Source organism: Lacinutrix sp. Hel_I_90 (genome assembly GCF_000934685.1).
Classification (GTDB): domain Bacteria; phylum Bacteroidota; class Bacteroidia; order Flavobacteriales; family Flavobacteriaceae; genus Lacinutrix.
On the sequence record NZ_JYNQ01000001.1, the window covers coordinates 2,425,845 to 2,443,027 of the forward strand.

The window sequence follows — 17,183 nt, forward strand, 5'->3', positions numbered from 1 at the left end:
GATGATAAAAGACCAATTCATTTTAGCATTAGATCAAGGGACCACGGCTTCACGAGCCATTCTTTTTAATCGTAAAGGTGAAATGATAGCAGTGGCTCACCAAGATTTTGAACAGATTTTACCACAATCGGGTTGGGTAGAACATAATGCAAATACCCTCTGGGAATCACAATTACATACGATTAAAAGTGTACTCAAAAAAGCAAAGATTACTTCTAAAGCTATTGCTGCAATTGGGATTACCAATCAAAGAGAAACGACAGTACTGTGGGATAGAACCACAGGAGAACCAATATACAATGCTATTGTTTGGCAGGATCGTCGTACAGCGCAATACTGTAATAGTTTAAAAGAGAAAGGACATTCTGAAACTATTAAACAAAAAACAGGTTTATTAATTGATTCCTATTTTTCGGCTACAAAAATTAAATGGATTTTAGATAACGTAAAAGGGGCCAGAATAAAAGCTAAAGCGGGAACCCTCTGTTTTGGTACTATTGACTCGTGGTTAGTCTATAAGTTAACCAATGGGAAGAAGCATATTACAGATGTAAGTAATGCCAGCAGAACCCTATTGTTCAATATTCACCGTTTAGAATGGGATGATGCGCTTTTAGAGCTGTTAGACATTCCCAAAAGCATCCTGCCCGAAGTTTGTGAAAGTTCTATGGTTTATGCAGAAACGGCGATTGCTATATTTGACAAGCCTGTTAAAATCGCTGGTATTGCAGGCGACCAGCAGGCCGCATTATTCGGGCAGTTATGTACTAAAAAAGGCATGGCAAAAAACACCTATGGTACAGGCTGTTTTTTACTAATGAATACTGGCGAAACCCCAATAGTGTCAAAAAACAATTTATTAACAACTATTGCCTGGCAAATAAATGGAAAAGTGCACTACGCTATAGAGGGTAGTGTTTTTGTTGGTGGTGCCGCGGTACAATGGTTGCGTGATGGCTTAAAGCTAATAGCAGCCTCAAAGTCTATAGAGACGTTAGCGGGTACTTTAGAAGATAATGAAGGTGTTTATTTTGTTCCGGCACTCACAGGATTGGGAGCGCCTCATTGGGATCCGTATGCTCGGGGTGCTATTTTTGGAATTTCTCGTGGAACGACCCAAGCACATATCGCTCGAGCTACTTTAGAAGGGATTGCCTATCAAGTCTATGATATTGTTAGAGCCATGGAAGAGGATGCTCATGAAAAATGTACAGAATTAAGAGTTGACGGTGGTGCCTCTGCTAATAATTTATTGCTACAGTTTCAAAGTGATATTTTTGGTTTTGAGGTAATCAGACCTAAAATGCTTGAAACCACTGCGCTAGGCGCGGCTTATTTAGCAGGTTTAGCGGTAGGTTATTGGGAGTCTCTGGATGCGTTACAAGCACAATGGAGCATTGACCGGGTTTTTAAAGCTGAAATGCCTCAAAATGAAGCCGATCAAAAAATTAAAAAATGGCATGAAGCTGTTAAAAGAACACGTGGTTGGGCGGCAAGCGAATAATGAGCTCTTAAAAACCTACGATTGTCAAGCGGGTCATATTAAAATCCTTTATCTCATGTTTTGAAAGCTGCAATAGGTAACTTTTAAATAAGAACGGAAAGAGAAAAACCGAATGACCGTTCGCTAGTTTTTGCTTTTAAGTTGTGACAGCATTTCTTTTGTAATCGCTTCCAAATCGAAACTATGTTTCCAGTTCCAGTCTTTTCTTGCATGCGAATCGGCAATACTACTTGGCCAAGAATCTGCAATCTGCTGTCTAAAATCTGGAGAATATGTGATCTCAAACTCAGGAATGTGTTTTTTTATTGAAGCAGTGATGTCTTCAGGCGTAAATGAAATACCTGACAAATTATAAGAGGATCTAATTTTGATATCAGAAGCTTTGGCTTGCATGATGTCTACAGTCGCTTTAATGGCGTCATCCATAAATAACATCGGTAAGGCTGTTTTTTCAGATAAAAAACAGTCGTATTTTTTGTTTTTTAGCGCTTCGTGATAAATTTCAACAGCATAATCTGTTGTGCCGCCACCAGGTAAGGTTTTCCAACTAATAATACCTGGATAGCGAATAGAACGCACGTCTACATCATATTTTTGGTGGTAGTATTCACACCAACGTTCACCAACTTGTTTGGTGATGCCATAAACGGTTGTTGGCTCCATGGTGGTATATTGTGGGGTGTTGTCTTTAGGGGTTGATGGTCCGAAAACAGCAATACTAGAAGGCCAGAACACTTTTTTAATAAATTTTGCTTTCGCTAAATCTAAGACGTGAAATAAAGAGGTCATATTTAAATCCCATGCTTTCATTGGATATTTTTCTCCAGTAGCACTTAGCATGGCAGCCATAAGGTAAATGGTGTCTATATTGTGTTTTTCAACACAAACCTGTATGGATTTATAATCCATAGCATCTATAATTTCGAATAATCCAGAGTTTACAATATCTAAATTATTATAACTAATATCACTAGCGATAACATTAGTATCGCCATAGAGTTCTCTTAATTTAAAAGTGAGTTCTGATCCTATTTGACCGCAAGCGCCAATAATTAAAATTTTTGAAGACATAATATGATTTGGATTTTTAAATCTGTTCAAAAATACTAAGTTTTTGCTCATTTAAAAGGGAATTTACCAATATTAAGTCTGTAAATCTATTTTTATGATATTCCTAAGACCTAAAAACTTCGAATACAATATATTTGTAGCCTAACCAATTTTTATATATGAAATATTTTATCATTTTTTTTGTCTTAATCTCCACAGTGGCCTGTAAAAAAGAAGTGAGTATTGGAGTAGATCAGGTGACTATTGTTAACGACTCTACTAAAATTACAAGTGAAGACATTTCTAAAATAACTTATCTTGATTTTGGTGTAGACGGAAAAGCCAAGAATACTTTAGACTCTTGGCAGGCGTATGCTACTGTATCTGCTGCCATTGGTAAGCTTAAAACGGCAAATTTTGAGTTTTTTAAAACAGATGATGAAGAGTTTAATACGATTTTAAAAGATTTAGAAGGTACCATGCCATTAACTATTAATAGTGAGCCAGTTCAGGCAAGAGTATTAGTCTTACGAACTAAGCTATTGAAACTCAGAGAAGCTATTTATTTAGAAACAATAGAAAAGGAAGACCGGCTTAAAGCCATAAAGGAGTTGTTTCAGGCGTTTTCTTACGTTACACTTCAAGTTAATAAAAAGTTTGAAAAGGAAGCACAAAACATTATAAAACCAGATTCAGTATGAAATTTTTAAAACTACTTATCTTTTCAATACTTTTAGGGTCGTGTGAAACAGAGATTAAAGTTGAAAATCAAAAATCTCCAGAAGAACTAAAAGCAGAAATTAATGTAGCGCTTAACGATTGGCATAAGGCAGCAGCTGAAGCTAATTTCGAGAACTATTTTAATTTAATGACTACTGATGGCGTATTTATAGGGACTGATGCCACTGAAAATTGGCAAAATGACGCCTTTAGAGCATTTTCGAAACCCTATTTTGATACGGGTAAAGCTTGGGATTTTACTGCCATTGAGAGAAATATCTATCTTTATGAGGATAAAAAAATAGCTTGGTTTGATGAGCTTTTAGATACTCAAATGAAGCTTTGTAGAGGCTCAGGGGTTCTAAAATTAGTGAATAACCAGTGGAAAGTAGCGCATTATGTGCTCTCTATAGCGATTCCGAATGAGAATGTTTCTGAAGTCGTAAAAATAAAAACGTCTTTTGACAGTATCTACACTAAAAGACTACTAATAAAAAAATAAAACCTTTAATTTTTAAATATTTGTGATGTAAAAGTATAACAGTTACAGCTTTATCTTTTATTTTAGCCAACCAAAATTAAAAAACATGAAGAAATTAGTATTCTTAGTATTCTTTTTATCATTGAGTTTCGTTCAAGCGCAATACAATCAAAATGCCCCTTGGATGGAAAATATTAATATAGAAGCTAGAAAAAACACAAACAAGCCAGTTACATTTCAAGAAGTCGTTGATGCTTTTAACGCTTATTGGGTAAACAAAGACGAAACCGTAAGAGGTAGTGGTTATAAACCGTTTAAACGTTGGGAGACGTATTGGTCTAACTTTGTTAAAAAGGACGGTACCTTACCTTCAAATCTAGAATTATGGAATACGTACTTAAGTACTAAAAAGAATTCAGCGAATAAAAGTCGCATGGCAGATTTGAGTGACTGGCAGGCCATTGGGCCTTTCTCGCATTCAAATACAGGATCATGGTCTTCTGGACAAGGGCGTGTAAATGTAGTTGTTAAAGATGCTGTGCTTACCAATACCTATTATGCTGGAGCACCTGCAGGCGGTTTTTGGCGCTCAACAGATGGGGGTGCAACCTGGGAAACAACTACAGATGATTTACCTCAAATAGGGGTGTCCGGAATTGCAGTAGATTATGGGAATCCAGGAACTGTTTATATTGCTACAGGTGATGATGATGGTGGTGATTCTTATAGTGTAGGGGTCATGAAATCTGTAGATGGTGGTTTAACGTGGAATACTACTGGATTAAATGCGGGCAACTCGCCTTATTATATGAATGATATTTATATCAACCCAAACGATTCTAATATGCTTTGGGTAGCTACAAATAATGGGATATATAAATCAATTAACGCTGGAGCGACCTGGAGCAATAGTAATGGGACTCAAGGTGAAAACATGCGTGATATAAAAATTAAGCCTGGAGATTCTAATACCATTTATGCGGTAAGTAGCAATCGTTTTTGGAAATCTACAGATGCTGGAGAGAGTTATACCGAATATAATACTACAGCTTCTGGCTTGCCATTATCAAGTATTTCGAGGTATGTAATAGATGTAACACCAATAAACCCAGAAGTGGTTTATGTATTGGCTTCTGATAGCGGTAGAGATTTTAAAGGCGTTTATAAATCTGTAAATTCTGGTAGTACATTTGTAACAGTTGCTGATTTTACAACGGCTGGAGATATTTTTGAGTCAGGACAAAGTAACTATGACATGGCGTTTGCTGTTTCTGATACTAATGAAAACGAAATTTACACCGGTGTACTAAATGTTTGGAAAGGGATTGTAAGCACAACAAGTAATCAAGCGAGTTTTACTAAAATTAATAACTGGAGTTCCCCATCTAGCTCAACTTACACACATGCCGATATTCACTTTTTGCGCTTTTTTAATGGCGAGTTGTTAGTAGGTTCAGATGGTGGTTTTTACAAGTCGGATAACGCGGCAGTAAGTTTTTCAGATTTAACAGCGGGAATGCAAATTAGTCAGTTTTATCGTATTGCGGTTTCAAAGCAAACTTCAGATAAAATGGTTGGTGGTTTACAGGATAATGGAGGTCACGCCTATAATAATAGTATTTGGCAAAATTATTATGGCGCAGATGGTATGGATACTGCAATAGACCCTACTGATTCAAATAAATATTATGGGTTTACGCAATTTGGAGGCGGTTTATATATCTCCAATACATCTGGAGGAAGTTCTAATGGAAGCGTAGGAGCACCAACTGCTGAAAAAGATGCAGCAAATAATGATAGTGGTGGAAATTGGATTACACCTTTGCTGATGAATAAGGATGGCGATTTATACGCTGGTTATTCGAGCTTATATAAATTAGAAAACAGTGCTTGGACACCGGTGTCTCAAAATTTTGGAGCTAATTTTAATATTGATGTTTTAGAAATAGACGACATCAATCCTGACAACATTTTTATCGCCCTAAATGGGAGTCTAAGAAAAAGCACAGATAGAGGGGTTACCTTTTCTGTGACGGAAACCTTTTCTAGAGACATTACTTCTATTGAGGTGAATACCCAAGATAGTAACATCGTTTATGTCACTACTTCTGGAACTAATGGCCAAGTCTATCAATCTAACGATGGCGGTCTTAATTTTACTAATATTTCTGCTGGCTTACCATCAGTTACTAAAAACAGCATTAAACACCAGAATTTACATTCTAAGAACCCATTATATTTAGGTACGAGCTTAGGCGTGTATCGCTATGATGATGACACCTTACAATGGGAGCAATTTAATATTGGATTACCGAACGTATCGGTTAGAGACTTGGAAATTAATGTTTACGATAATAAAATTACAGCAGCGACTTATGGAAGAGGCATTTGGCAATCGCTGATTCAAACTCAATTAGCGCCAACAGACGTGAAATTGGTTTCAGTTTCAGGGATTAGTGATGCAATCGAATGTAATGCTATGGTGACTCCAGAAATTGAAATTCTAAATAACGGTGTTTCAACACTTACTAGTGTAGATTTTACTTATACTATTGACGGCGTAGATTCTGTTTATAATTGGACAGGTAGTTTAGCTTCAGAAACTTCAACGACTGTATCCTTGCCACAATTTTCTTTATCTAAAGGGGTGCATACGTTTAAAACGGTCGTAAACACGGCTAATGATGCTTATGCAACAAATAATGATTCAGGAGAGAAAGTAATTCTTGCCAATGCTCCGGGTGCGGCACAAGTTGTAAATACTTTTCAAACTGTTAGCGAAGAACTTTTAGTTTTCGATGAAGGCGCATCAACGCAGTACTGGGTGCGCGGCATTCCAACAGGAATTGTATTAAATGATGCTTCAAATCCGTCAAATCAAGTATATGGTACAAATTTAGGAGGTCAATATAGCAATAATACCAAAAGCTATTTAGTGAGCGATTGCTATGATTTAACGACCGTTTCAAATCCAGAAATACAATTTGATATGGCATTTCAGTTAGAACTAGATTGGGATTTAGTTTACATGGAATATTCAACAAATCAAGGCGTGAGCTGGCAAGTTTTAGGTGCAGCAACAGATCCTAACTGGTACAATAGTGATACTGTTCCAGGGGCAAATTGTTTAAATTGTCCGGGAGCACAATGGACAGGTCAAGTTACCACCTTAACTCAATATAGTTATAATTTAGCTGCCTTTGCTGCAGAGACCAGTATGATGTTTCGATTTGTCTTCCATTCAGATCAAGCAGAGACTAAAGAAGGTGTCATTGTAGATAACTTAGTAATTGCTGGTAATTCTTTGAGTATTGATGAGTTTGAAACGAGTAACTTCTCAGTATTCCCTAATCCATCTGAAGGCCTTTTCAATATCAAAACAAAAACCGCTGAAGCTTTTGATATAGCAATTTATGACGTTTCGGGGAAATTAATTCTTAAACGTAATAAGGTCACTTCAAATAACCAACACTATCAATTGGATATGTCTGGTTATTCTGCAGGAATGTATTTTCTGAACATGTCAAATGGAACTAGTGAAATTACAAAGAAATTAATACTAAATTAAGGGCTATTTTAAAAACCATAAAAGCGCATTCATTGATTTGAATGCGTTTTTTTTTGTTAAAAATTATTTTATGCTAGAAATATCTCTGTAACTTAGTAGCTGATAATCAACAAAAAATAAAACTAGAAGTAATGAAAACAAATTTTAGTAAATGGTCTTTTTTGGGCGCTTTAGCATTCGTTAGTATAATCGCTTGCAAAGAAGAAGAAGAAAAAAAAGAGATGGTAATGTTAGAAGAAGTTCCGGGGATTAATGTGGGTTTTATGAATCCAGAGATAAAGCCTAATGAAGACTTTTTTAACTATGTTAACGGAAAATGGCTTGAGACCAACGAAATTCCAGACGATCAAACCAGTTGGGGAAGTTTCGCAGAGTTAAGAGAGAAGACCGATAACGATGCTTTAGCAATTTTAAAAGCGGCCATGAATACAGATAAAGATATGGAAACGATTACCGTTATTCCAGGGTCAGATCAGGAAAAGGCGGTGCACTACTATCAAACGATAATGGATACAGTAGGTCGCGATGAACAAGGAATCAAGCCTTTAAAGCCCTACTTAACTAAAATTAATGCGATAGAGAACAGTGATGATTTACAAGCGTATATGATTGAGATGGAGCCTAAAGGTGGCGGCGGACTCTATGGTTTTGGTGTTGGAGCAGACCCAAAAGACAGCAATCGAAATGTTGCTTATGTTGGTGGCGGTAGTTTAGGTTTACCAGATCGTGATTATTACGTAAAAGATGATGCAGATTCAAAAGAAAAAAGAGAAAAATATGTAAAGCACATCACTAGAATGTTACAGTATTTAGGAGAAAGTGAAACTGAAGCGGCAGAAGAAGCCGAACAAATTTTAGCCTTCGAAACGCGGTTAGCAGAAGCAAAAATGGATAAGGTAGAGCGTCGTAATCCAGACAATCGCTATAATCCAAGATCTATTGGCGATTTACAAAAAATGGTGCCAGCAGTAGATTGGAAAAATTTCTTTAACGGCATAGGCGCTAAAGAATTAGATACAGTAATTGTGGGAGATTTAGGTTACTTTAAGAGGTTACAAGATGTGTTAGCAGAAAACAATGTTGACAACTGGAAAGCATATTTACGTTGGAATGCTTTTAATAATACTGCAGCACTATTAACTACAGAATTGGACAATGCAAACTGGGATTTCTACAGTAAGGAATTAAACGGTGCTAAAAAGCAACGTGCAAGAGACGAACGTGCTCTAGGGAGTTTAAATGGTACTATTGGTGAAGCTCTAGGAAAATTATATGTTGACCGAAAATTCCCGCCGGAAGCAAAAGTTAAGGCTGAAAAAATGATTAAGAATGTTATTTTAGCATTCGAAGCAAGGATCAATAAGCTGGATTGGATGAGTGAAGAAACTAAAATGAAAGCCATCGAAAAACTAAAAGCAACAACAATAAAAATTGCTTATCCAGACCAATGGAAGGATTATTCAGATTTGGAAATTAAGAGTGTAGAAGCTGGTGGATCATACCTTCAAAACACATTAAATGCACAAGCTTGGAATTTTAAAAAAGATATAGATAAATTAGGGAAACCAGTAGATAAAAGCGAATGGTATATGGCACCACAAGTAGTGAATGCCTATTTTAATCCTGCGTTTAACGAAATTGTATTTCCTGCAGCTATTTTACAGCCTCCTTTTTATAATTATACTGCAGATGATGCTGTAAATTATGGCGGTATTGGTGCGGTAATAGGTCACGAAATTTCTCATAGTTTTGATGATTCTGGAGCGAAGTACGATAAGGATGGAAACCTTAATAATTGGTGGACAGATGAAGATAAAAAACAATTTGAAAACTTAGGTACTGCATTGGCAGACCAATATTCTGCAATAGAAGTTTTACCGGAAGTTAATATTAATGGTAAATTTACTTTAGGGGAAAATATTGGTGATTTAGGAGGCGTTTTAGCAGCTTACGATGCTTTACAAATGAGTTTTGAAGAAAACGGAAGACCAGAACCAATTGATGGTTTTACACCTGAGCAACGCTTCTTTATGAGTTGGGCTACAGTTTGGAGAATAAAAATGCGTGATGACGCTTTAAAAACAAGAATTAAAACAGATCCACATTCTCCAGGAATGAATAGAGCGGTGCAGCCACTTTTAAATGTTGATGCTTTTTATGAAGCATTCGATATTAAAGAAGGGGATAACATGTATATTGCTCCAGAGGACCGTGTAAGAATCTGGTAATAAACGTTACATTATAAAAAAAATGCTTCCTGTTTTAGGAAGCATTTTTCTTTTATTAAAAATAGGATTTAATTTTTTGTTTCAGTCGTTTTTTCTTTTTGTGCATTTAGCGCATTTTTAGTAATGGTAGCCATATTAAATTGTGGTTCAATGGCTAAAGCCTTATCTAAAATAAGGACTGCAGCATCAATGTTCGTCGCTTTATCTTCATTGAATTTTATTAAAGCATCAAGATAATAGAGTGCCGCTTTTAAAGGCACTTGATAGGGTTGTTGCTTTTCGTAAAATGCTTTTCCTTGTTTGTCTGTTACGCTGTTTAAACCCAAATCGACGTATTTTTTTGCTTCAGCTAAGTTGTTGAGTTGCAAATTAATTTCGGCAATTTCATAAGCTAATCCAGCATTTTTTGATGTGATGTAAATGGTTTGATAAAAGGGAAGCGCCAGTGCTACTTCACCTAGAGATTTTAAGGCTACCGCTTTTACTTCTAAAGCAATTTTTGAGTCTGTCGCTTTTTGTTCAAAACCAATAGTGTTCAACGCCTGATTAAATTTTCCTTCATTTAAATAAATATAAGCCAAGGTGTCTTTTCTTGCTTCTAAAGGCTTTAAAATGTTTAAGTGTGTCATGGCGTTTATAATGCCTTGTGTGTCACCCTGTGTTTTCATTTGCTGGTAATAAGCTTCGTAATGGTTCACCAATTCAGTATTATTTTGAGCAAAAAGGTTCATGCTAAAAGTTAAAGCGAATACATAAAGTATATTTTTCATTGTTATAGATTTAATGAGGTCAAAACTATAAAAATTATTCACGTATTATCTTAAAACAATGCTAATAAAGTTGTTGCGTGGATATTTTTAGGATAACTCGTTAAAAACAAGTAACTTTAATATCACTCTAAAAACAGGATATTATGGGCATAAAAAGTTTTCAAGGTGCACGAAAGGTGACACAACAGCAAAATAACACGGCGCAGCCAAACTTTAAAGTGAGTGATTTTATGACAAGAGACTTAATCACTTTTAAGGCAAATCAATCGGTGGAAGATGTTATAGACATACTAATTAAACAGCGTATTTCTGGTGGCCCGGTAGTGAATGACAACGATGAATTGATTGGGATTATTTCTGAAGGGGATTGCATCAAACAAATTAGTGATAGTCGTTATTACAATATGCCAATGGATAATAATACGATCGAAAGCCATATGGTTACCAATGTAGAAACTATTGACGGTAACCTTAATGTGTTTGACGCTGCTAAACAGTTTTTAGAATCTAAACGTAGACGCTTTCCAATTGTTGAAGATGGCAAACTCGTCGGGCAAATTAGTCAAAAAGACATCCTCAAAGCGGCGATGCAATTAAAGCAACAAAACTGGAAGTAATACCAATTATACTTTTCGTTTTTTTAAGTGCTCTAGGGCAGTCTGTTCTTCGACTTTCTGGTGCTCCTTCTCTTTAATGCTAACGATACTATCAATAGTTATAAGCTACGATAGGTTTTCTAGGGCCATCCATTTTAAATGTTGAACAATTTTGATACGTTTTTCAACTGCAATGATTGCCTCTTAACAACTTTGTTGTTTGTTGAAGCCAAAAAAGCTGTAATTTCAATAGTGTAAAATTTTAAAAGTTTTTGAAATTGTGGAGAGTGATTATTAAACCTGCCCGAACTTGTAGTCTTTTCTGTAGCTAACTAGGCATAAAAATTTTTAGGCGCATTAGTGATAAACAGAACAACTTGTTCTCTTTTTTATTTAAGAATCTCGTTTTACCAAAGCATAAAACTCACCTTCCAATGGCAAATAGCCTTGGTCATAAACAAAGTAATAAATCGTACCAGCTTTAGTAGTATAAATACTTGTAAAGTAATTGAAATCGAATCCTTTTGAGACCAATTTTGTTTTGGTCGTTTTTGTTTTTTGATCAGGATTAAGACTTTCTAAAATGCGCCAGTTCTTACGCAGGCGGTTATTAATATTGCGAATGAGATTTTTTCCGTCTTTATTAATTTTATTATTATGTGCATTACGACAGCCATCACTACAGAATTTTTTATCTATTCTACCAACAATTTTATCACCACATTCTGGGCATGTTTTATTCATAATTTCTGGTTTTTATGGTGTACCAACGGCCATTTGATTTTTATAGCTCAAAATAAAAATTATTGAAATAGTAAAAATTAACTTTTTGCAGCTTTTTTAAATCGTCAAGTAGCCCTATTTTGGTGTTTATAGAGAAGAGCATTCTTGCTTGATGTAATTAAATTTCACTTCTTTAGTTTCTCCTTCTTCTGAAATTACAACATAAATGTTTAGTTCGGTAGCACTGACGTTTTCAAAAGTAAATTGATCAAAATAGGCACGATTTCCTTCAATTTTCACCAATTTTGCAGCTATTGTTTCGTCTTTTTCTTCCCAACCTTTAAAGTCTTTTCCAAAATGTTTGAGTTGAAGAATGAGTGTCTCGTCAAGTTCCCTAATACCACCAAATTCGTAAAAAACGACTTCACCTTCGGCTACTAATTTAAAAGAAAAGAACATTGATTTTCCTAATGGCGGACTCCATATTTCTTCAGTAATACCACCAAAAGCTTCGCCCTTCCAATGACCAGAAATCCATGCTACTTGATTTAGTGTCGCTTTTGGAGCTGTTCCGTTTTCTGGAAATTGAAGGGTGTTGTTTTGTGCTTTACAGCTAAAGAAAAAGAGAACACTTAGAATGATTAGTATTTGTTTCATAGCAATAGCTTGTGGTTATGAATCTAATATACTAAACTTTACAAGAATTTTTAGCGTTGAAATGTATTTTTAACGGCGCTTTTTATGACGCTCAATACATAAAAAAAAATCTAACTAACCAGATAAATTATTTCTCCCAAGATAATTCAACTGTTGTTAGTTAGATATGTTATGCTATTAAAGAGATCATAACTTTATCAGATACAATCTGTAGTAAGTATGACTTTAATCTGGTGCAATTTACACTATAATTCTGGAATGGAAGTACGGTTTATCCTTAGGATGTGTAAGGGAGTTCCCTTACAGTTTGTAAGGTTTTAGAGTTTACACGAAGCCTTTTTCTTTAGCCATTTGGACGAGGACTTTATCTTCTTCCTTAATGATACCAAAGACTTCCTTTAATTGTCGTTTTCTTCTTTCAATACCGCCAATAGACATTGGTATTTTATTTGGGAGGTCTACCATTTTCGTTCCTTTAGATAATTCGAAAAGAATTTGTCGGTCTATTTTATCTAAATTGAAATTGTTTGCAAACTGTTTACGCAACAATTGTAAAACAGTTTTACTATAATAAGGCGGTTTATCTAATACGATTTCAATGGCACTGACTAACTCATTAGGAGTAATGTCATTTTTAATGATAAAGCCATCTGGATTAACACTTTTAAGTATGTTGTTTAACCTGTAATTATCGTTGTAGGTGGTGGCCACAATAATTTTCGATTTTGGAGAAACACGTCTTATTTCTAAACCCAAATCTTCACCAGATAAAAATTTATTGTCTTTAGACTTAGGAAGCTTGATGTCTAAAAAAATAAGGTCAAAAGTAATTTTTTTTGATAGTTCAAGTAACGCTTTGTCTATTGTATTTGCTTCAAAAATTGAAAATTCATATTGGTCGTCATCACGGCTTATTTTCATAAGAGCACTCTTATAGGCATCTGCAATTATTGGGTGATCATCTATTATAAGAACATTAATGGTTGTCATCTGTTTTCGTCTTAAAAGGTATTAATATAGTTAATTTTGTGCCGATATCACGATTTGATTTTATAGAGTATTTTCCATGTAGTGTTTCTACCCTTGAAGCTATATTGGATAAACCAATGCCTTTAGTTGCTTTTTCACTTTTAAATCCGATACCATCGTCATGTATTATACAGCTAATATTGCCATTTTGAAAATTAAAACTAATTTTTACAGACTGCGCATTCGCATGTTTGGTAATATTTAAAAGTGCTTCTTGAACGATGCGATAGAAATTGATTTTAATGCCGTCTGTCGCTTCATTTAGATAAGTTGAGGCATTATTCTCTAGGCTATAACTAAACTTACCAATGTGACTTTGAGTTTCAATTAATGTTTTCAAGAGTTGTGTATAGTCTTGCTTTGATAACAAAAGCTCATTTTTTAAATCATGAGAAATGGTTCTAATTTCTTTTTCAATGTCTTGTAATTCGTCAATATAATTTTGTTGTTTCTTTTTAGCTTCAGCATCGCCTTGAATATCCAGAAAACCTAAGCCCATGCGTGTACCAAAAATCTTACCCAAAACACCGTCGTGTAATTCTTCAGAAATCCTGTTGCGTTCTTTTAGTCTTCCCTCTTCTAGTTTGGTTTGCTGGTTAAGCATTAATTTATATATTTCTTCATTAGCTTGTTGCTGCTGGGTTTCAAGAAATAATCGCTTGTTTTTTGAGCGTTGTAATTTGAGGAAATAAAGAAGCGATAGTATCGCTATAATGGCGAACGCCGAAATTAGGAGTATTGTGTTTTTAAATGTTAAGCGTTTTGTTTCATCAATATATTTGTCTGTTTCAAAACGAATACGGGCAAATTTATTTTTTATTTGACGCTCATTGATTTCTAAATCATTGTTGAGAGCGAGATATTTATTGAGGTGTGCATTTGTATTACTCTTATCTATTTTAGACAGCAGCAGTAAAGATGATAAGATGTCTCTGTTATTATTAATACTCGTCGCTAAAACATTTGCTTCTTTGGCATAATTTACAGCAGTTTTTGTATCCTTTATCTTTATATAATAATCTGCTAGATGCAGTTTGTTTACTATTGTTCCAGAGTTATCTTCAATGGCTGCTCTTATCTTCAAAGCTTCAACAAGGGCAGGTTTTACATTTGCAGTGTCGTTATTTATTAGCTTAGTATGCCCTAAATTGTCTAATATCATGGCATATAGCTTTTTGTTTTTGAAATAAAGGCTATCTGTTTTTAACGCTAATTCTAATGAAGCTATAGCTTCAGTGTATTTATTTTGCTGTTGATAGGTTAGTGCCAAGTCATTTAATGTGCCAGACTTAAAGGTTTTTTTGTCGTCTGCTTTTTTCAAATACTCTAGCGAGATGTTATAAAAGTTAATAGCATTGTCATAATCTCCTAAATTTTTATAGATGGTCCCAAGAAGATTATAGCACCGGTAAAGCGAGGTGTTTTTTTCTAGAGGTTTTAATTTAGCGATGGCTTGAAATAAGTTTTCTTCACTATTAGAATAATCATTAAATCTACTTTGTATAAAAGCCATGTTGTATAGCATTTTACCCGCATGATAATTGTCGTTTATAGATTCGTATCCCTTGTAGGACTTATAATAGTAATAATAGGCAGAGTCATAAATTTCTTGTTCTGTATAGTAATAAGCATAATTCCAATCGGTTTCTGCAATGCCAGAGGTGTCTTTTAATTTTAAAGAAGAGAGATAAGCTTTTTCATTAGCTCTTTTAAAAGATAAGGAATCATTTGTTTTAAAGCTGTCATAGGCTTCTTTTAATAAAATAGTATTTGATTTTTTTTGAGCGCCTTCATTTTCATTATGGCAACTAAAACACACATTAAAAACAATAAGTAGTAATGCGTAAAAAAAAATGGGTGCTATTGATTTTATGTTCAAGAAGTGCGCATGTTAGTTATTCATAATATACTAAAAAAGCCTTAAATATAAATTTAAGGCTTTTTTTAATATAATTAATTTTTTATTAGTCACCACCTCTATCATTATCTGCTTCTGCTGATTCATCTCCACCAGTTGCGAAAATAGTTTCTGTGGTATTTGTGGTATCGTCTTCGTTAATATCTTCTACAGAACATGAAAATATAAATGTTGTAAAAAGTGTTAGTGCTAATAATTTTGTGGCATTCTTCATAATAATTTTAAGTTTTAGATTATACATGCAGTTACTACCTAAAATTGGGTGTAACTATTTGGGGAACAGAGATTTTTGAGGTCTCAATTTAAAAATGAAGAAGCTTCTTACACGGCTAAAGTAAGTACTTGTTATAGGGTAAAACAGCGTTTTGAGTGTACTTTAGTGAAAGACGATAGTCTGTTAGCGTATGACTACATTGTGTGAGGGAACGTTAATTTGAACTGGCTATAAATAGATCTGATAAGCTATTTTTAATAAAGTCAATATTATCAATATACGTTTTTGTAAAGGGAATTTTGTGAGGCGTTTGGTCTACAGTACATTTTGATTTACTATAATTTATGCGACACACGTAATTTTGATTGACAATATAACTTTTATGAATTCTAAAAAAATTTTTTGGCATCACAGCTTCAAAAGTTTTTAGGGTTTTAAAGGCGCTTATAACGGTGCCATCATTTATATAAAAATCTGTGGTGTTATTATCTGCTTTAAGAAAGATGATTTCATCTGTGTTTAAGTATCTATAATCTTGATAAGATTTTAAACATAAGGTTCTATTAAGCGTAGTTGTACGTTTTTTTTTAAATTTTAAGGCTAGTTTTCGTAGGTCTAATTCTGCTAAAGGCAGGGTTAGGTAATCTAAAAAATCATGCTTTAAAGCTTCATAAGCGTTTTCTTTAGTTGCCGATATGGCAACAAAATCGGGAAGAATTTCGGCATAATTTTTAAGCTCATTAACAAAATGAAAAGCATTGTCTAAAACGTTATCTAGGTTTAGAAAAACCAAATCTGGCTTTCTTTTTAAAATAGTATTCATGGCTTCATTACTGCACGAAGAACGACCAATAGAGCTAAATACTGGAAAATCTTCTAATACATTATTTATACTACTAAATAATTTATCAGAATTATCAATGATATAATAACTATTCAAAATACCTTTTTTTTAGTCTTATAAATCTATAGTTAATATTTGAATACAACTCATAGAACCCCTTACAATAACTAAGGTGTTTCCCTTTTTTTACGAAGGGCTATGCGTTTTTAAACGTTTACAAACGAATACAATCGACATTAAGTGCGTATGTACCGATTCCCATTTACAATCTGTCACATCTTTGCAGTGTCGAAACATAAGAACTCGATTTCATTAACTGTTTAACATTAAAATTTAAAATTATGAACACGCTTAAAAACAAAGTACAGTTGATTGGTAACCTAGGGCAAGATCCAGAAATCATCAATTTAGAATCAGGTAAAATGCTAGCTAAATTTTCTATTGCTACCAACGATAGTTATAAAAATGCTAGTGGAGAAAAAGTAACCGACACGCAATGGCACAGAATCGTTGCTTTTGGTAAAACAGCTGAAATTATAGAAAAGTATGTAACCAAAGGAAAAGAGATTGCTATAGAAGGTAAATTAACGACACGCTCATGGGAAGATAAAGATGGTATGAAGCGTTACACAACAGAAGTGGTTTGTAGTGAACTATTAATGTTAGGGAGTAAATAAGTATTTCATCAACTTAAGAAAAATAAAAAAGGCCCACAAAAGTGAGCCTTTTTCGCTATTAATCAATTTGTTAGTAAAAATTCTCAGGGCAGAATGATATACTAACTGATTAAAATGAGTAATTAGCTCATTTCTAAAACAAAGGTAAGGGGGATTAAAGGGTTAACATGTTGGGATGTAATAGGCGGCTGTTACAGTGAAATA

The 17,183-nt window shown here is 34.4% G+C and carries 15 protein-coding genes; 7 read left to right on the forward strand and 8 right to left on the reverse strand.

Translation table 11 applies throughout. The features are described 5' to 3' along the window. Position 1: 1 nt before the first annotated feature. Positions 2 to 1,504 (forward strand): glycerol kinase GlpK, encoded by a 1,503-nt coding sequence (gene glpK / locus GQ46_RS10720; protein WP_231567351.1) that lies wholly within the window; start codon positions 2 to 4, stop codon positions 1,502 to 1,504. Positions 1,505 to 1,627: 123 nt separating this feature from the next. On the opposite strand, the gene GQ46_RS10725 is transcribed toward glpK, so the two are convergent. After that, on the reverse strand, positions 1,628 to 2,575 hold the full coding sequence (locus tag GQ46_RS10725; protein ID WP_044404921.1) for an NAD-dependent epimerase/dehydratase family protein: 948 nt from the start codon (positions 2,573 to 2,575) through the stop codon (positions 1,628 to 1,630). Positions 2,576 to 2,733: 158 nt separating this feature from the next. Here GQ46_RS10725 and GQ46_RS10730 point away from each other — a divergent pair, with 158 nt between their 5' ends. The 4 genes from GQ46_RS10730 to GQ46_RS10745 all read left to right on the forward strand — a co-directional run bounded on the left by GQ46_RS10730 (position 2,734) and on the right by GQ46_RS10745 (position 9,551). Continuing rightward, positions 2,734 to 3,255 carry a hypothetical protein gene (locus tag GQ46_RS10730; RefSeq protein ID WP_044401630.1) on the forward strand — a complete coding sequence of 174 codons (522 nt, stop codon included), beginning with the start codon at positions 2,734 to 2,736 and terminating at the stop codon, positions 3,253 to 3,255. Then, entirely contained in the window at positions 3,252 to 3,776 is a 525-nt protein-coding gene (locus tag GQ46_RS10735; protein ID WP_044401633.1) for a nuclear transport factor 2 family protein, read from the forward strand. The genes GQ46_RS10730 and GQ46_RS10735 overlap by 4 nt, the downstream gene beginning before the upstream one ends. Before the next feature lie 85 nt (positions 3,777 to 3,861). Next, positions 3,862 to 7,323 carry a T9SS type A sorting domain-containing protein gene (locus GQ46_RS10740; protein ID WP_044401636.1) on the forward strand — a complete coding sequence of 1,154 codons (3,462 nt, stop codon included), beginning with the start codon at positions 3,862 to 3,864 and terminating at the stop codon, positions 7,321 to 7,323. Positions 7,324 to 7,454: 131 nt separating this feature from the next. Next, on the forward strand, positions 7,455 to 9,551 hold the full coding sequence (locus GQ46_RS10745; RefSeq protein ID WP_044401639.1) for a M13 family metallopeptidase: 2,097 nt from the start codon (positions 7,455 to 7,457) through the stop codon (positions 9,549 to 9,551). Positions 9,552 to 9,619: 68 nt separating this feature from the next. Here the strand turns inward: GQ46_RS10745 and GQ46_RS10750 are convergent, their stop codons facing one another. Next, on the reverse strand, positions 9,620 to 10,321 hold the full coding sequence (locus tag GQ46_RS10750; RefSeq protein ID WP_044401642.1) for a hypothetical protein: 702 nt from the start codon (positions 10,319 to 10,321) through the stop codon (positions 9,620 to 9,622). Between the two features lie 143 nt (positions 10,322 to 10,464). Here GQ46_RS10750 and GQ46_RS10755 point away from each other — a divergent pair, with 143 nt between their 5' ends. Further along, positions 10,465 to 10,938: a CBS domain-containing protein gene (locus tag GQ46_RS10755; RefSeq protein WP_044401645.1), complete on the forward strand. Its 474-nt coding sequence runs from the start codon at positions 10,465 to 10,467 to the stop codon at positions 10,936 to 10,938. Positions 10,939 to 11,310: 372 nt separating this feature from the next. Here the strand turns inward: GQ46_RS10755 and GQ46_RS10760 are convergent, their stop codons facing one another. The 6 genes from GQ46_RS10760 to GQ46_RS10785 form a co-directional block, all read right to left on the reverse strand. Next, on the reverse strand, positions 11,311 to 11,661 hold the full coding sequence (locus GQ46_RS10760; protein WP_044401648.1) for a hypothetical protein: 351 nt from the start codon (positions 11,659 to 11,661) through the stop codon (positions 11,311 to 11,313). A gap of 126 nt (positions 11,662 to 11,787) precedes the next feature. Further along, entirely contained in the window at positions 11,788 to 12,297 is a 510-nt protein-coding gene (locus tag GQ46_RS10765) for a DUF6265 family protein (protein WP_044401651.1), read from the reverse strand. A gap of 324 nt (positions 12,298 to 12,621) precedes the next feature. Further along, positions 12,622 to 13,287: a response regulator gene (locus tag GQ46_RS10770; protein ID WP_044401654.1), complete on the reverse strand. Its 666-nt coding sequence runs from the start codon at positions 13,285 to 13,287 to the stop codon at positions 12,622 to 12,624. Next, entirely contained in the window at positions 13,274 to 15,205 is a 1,932-nt protein-coding gene (locus GQ46_RS10775) for a tetratricopeptide repeat-containing sensor histidine kinase (RefSeq protein ID WP_044401657.1), read from the reverse strand. The genes GQ46_RS10770 and GQ46_RS10775 overlap by 14 nt, the downstream gene beginning before the upstream one ends. Before the next feature lie 85 nt (positions 15,206 to 15,290). Further along, positions 15,291 to 15,458 carry a hypothetical protein gene (locus tag GQ46_RS10780; RefSeq protein ID WP_156133184.1) on the reverse strand — a complete coding sequence of 56 codons (168 nt, stop codon included), beginning with the start codon at positions 15,456 to 15,458 and terminating at the stop codon, positions 15,291 to 15,293. 214 nt (positions 15,459 to 15,672) lie between these two features. Beyond that, positions 15,673 to 16,398: a LytTR family DNA-binding domain-containing protein gene (locus GQ46_RS10785; protein WP_044401663.1), complete on the reverse strand. Its 726-nt coding sequence runs from the start codon at positions 16,396 to 16,398 to the stop codon at positions 15,673 to 15,675. 245 nt (positions 16,399 to 16,643) lie between these two features. Here GQ46_RS10785 and GQ46_RS10790 point away from each other — a divergent pair, with 245 nt between their 5' ends. Then, positions 16,644 to 16,979 (forward strand): single-stranded DNA-binding protein, encoded by a 336-nt coding sequence (locus tag GQ46_RS10790; RefSeq protein ID WP_044401666.1) that lies wholly within the window; start codon positions 16,644 to 16,646, stop codon positions 16,977 to 16,979. The last annotated feature ends 204 nt before the right edge of the window (positions 16,980 to 17,183 follow it).

What these genes read in the sequence shown, in the direction of transcription:
- glpK (WP_231567351.1), top strand. Translation starts at nt 2, where the DNA reads ATGATAAAAGACCAATTCATTTTAGCATTAGATCAAGGGACCACGGCT.
- GQ46_RS10725 (WP_044404921.1), bottom strand. Translation starts at nt 2,575, where the DNA reads ATGTCTTCAAAAATTTTAATTATTGGCGCTTGCGGTCAAATAGGATCA.
- GQ46_RS10730 (WP_044401630.1), top strand. Translation starts at nt 2,734, where the DNA reads ATGAAATATTTTATCATTTTTTTTGTCTTAATCTCCACAGTGGCCTGT.
- GQ46_RS10735 (WP_044401633.1), top strand. Translation starts at nt 3,252, where the DNA reads ATGAAATTTTTAAAACTACTTATCTTTTCAATACTTTTAGGGTCGTGT.
- GQ46_RS10740 (WP_044401636.1), top strand. Translation starts at nt 3,862, where the DNA reads ATGAAGAAATTAGTATTCTTAGTATTCTTTTTATCATTGAGTTTCGTT.
- GQ46_RS10745 (WP_044401639.1), top strand. Translation starts at nt 7,455, where the DNA reads ATGAAAACAAATTTTAGTAAATGGTCTTTTTTGGGCGCTTTAGCATTC.
- GQ46_RS10750 (WP_044401642.1), bottom strand. Translation starts at nt 10,321, where the DNA reads ATGAAAAATATACTTTATGTATTCGCTTTAACTTTTAGCATGAACCTT.
- GQ46_RS10755 (WP_044401645.1), top strand. Translation starts at nt 10,465, where the DNA reads ATGGGCATAAAAAGTTTTCAAGGTGCACGAAAGGTGACACAACAGCAA.
- GQ46_RS10760 (WP_044401648.1), bottom strand. Translation starts at nt 11,661, where the DNA reads ATGAATAAAACATGCCCAGAATGTGGTGATAAAATTGTTGGTAGAATA.
- GQ46_RS10765 (WP_044401651.1), bottom strand. Translation starts at nt 12,297, where the DNA reads ATGAAACAAATACTAATCATTCTAAGTGTTCTCTTTTTCTTTAGCTGT.
- GQ46_RS10770 (WP_044401654.1), bottom strand. Translation starts at nt 13,287, where the DNA reads ATGACAACCATTAATGTTCTTATAATAGATGATCACCCAATAATTGCA.
- GQ46_RS10780 (WP_156133184.1), bottom strand. Translation starts at nt 15,458, where the DNA reads ATGAAGAATGCCACAAAATTATTAGCACTAACACTTTTTACAACATTT.
- GQ46_RS10790 (WP_044401666.1), top strand. Translation starts at nt 16,644, where the DNA reads ATGAACACGCTTAAAAACAAAGTACAGTTGATTGGTAACCTAGGGCAA.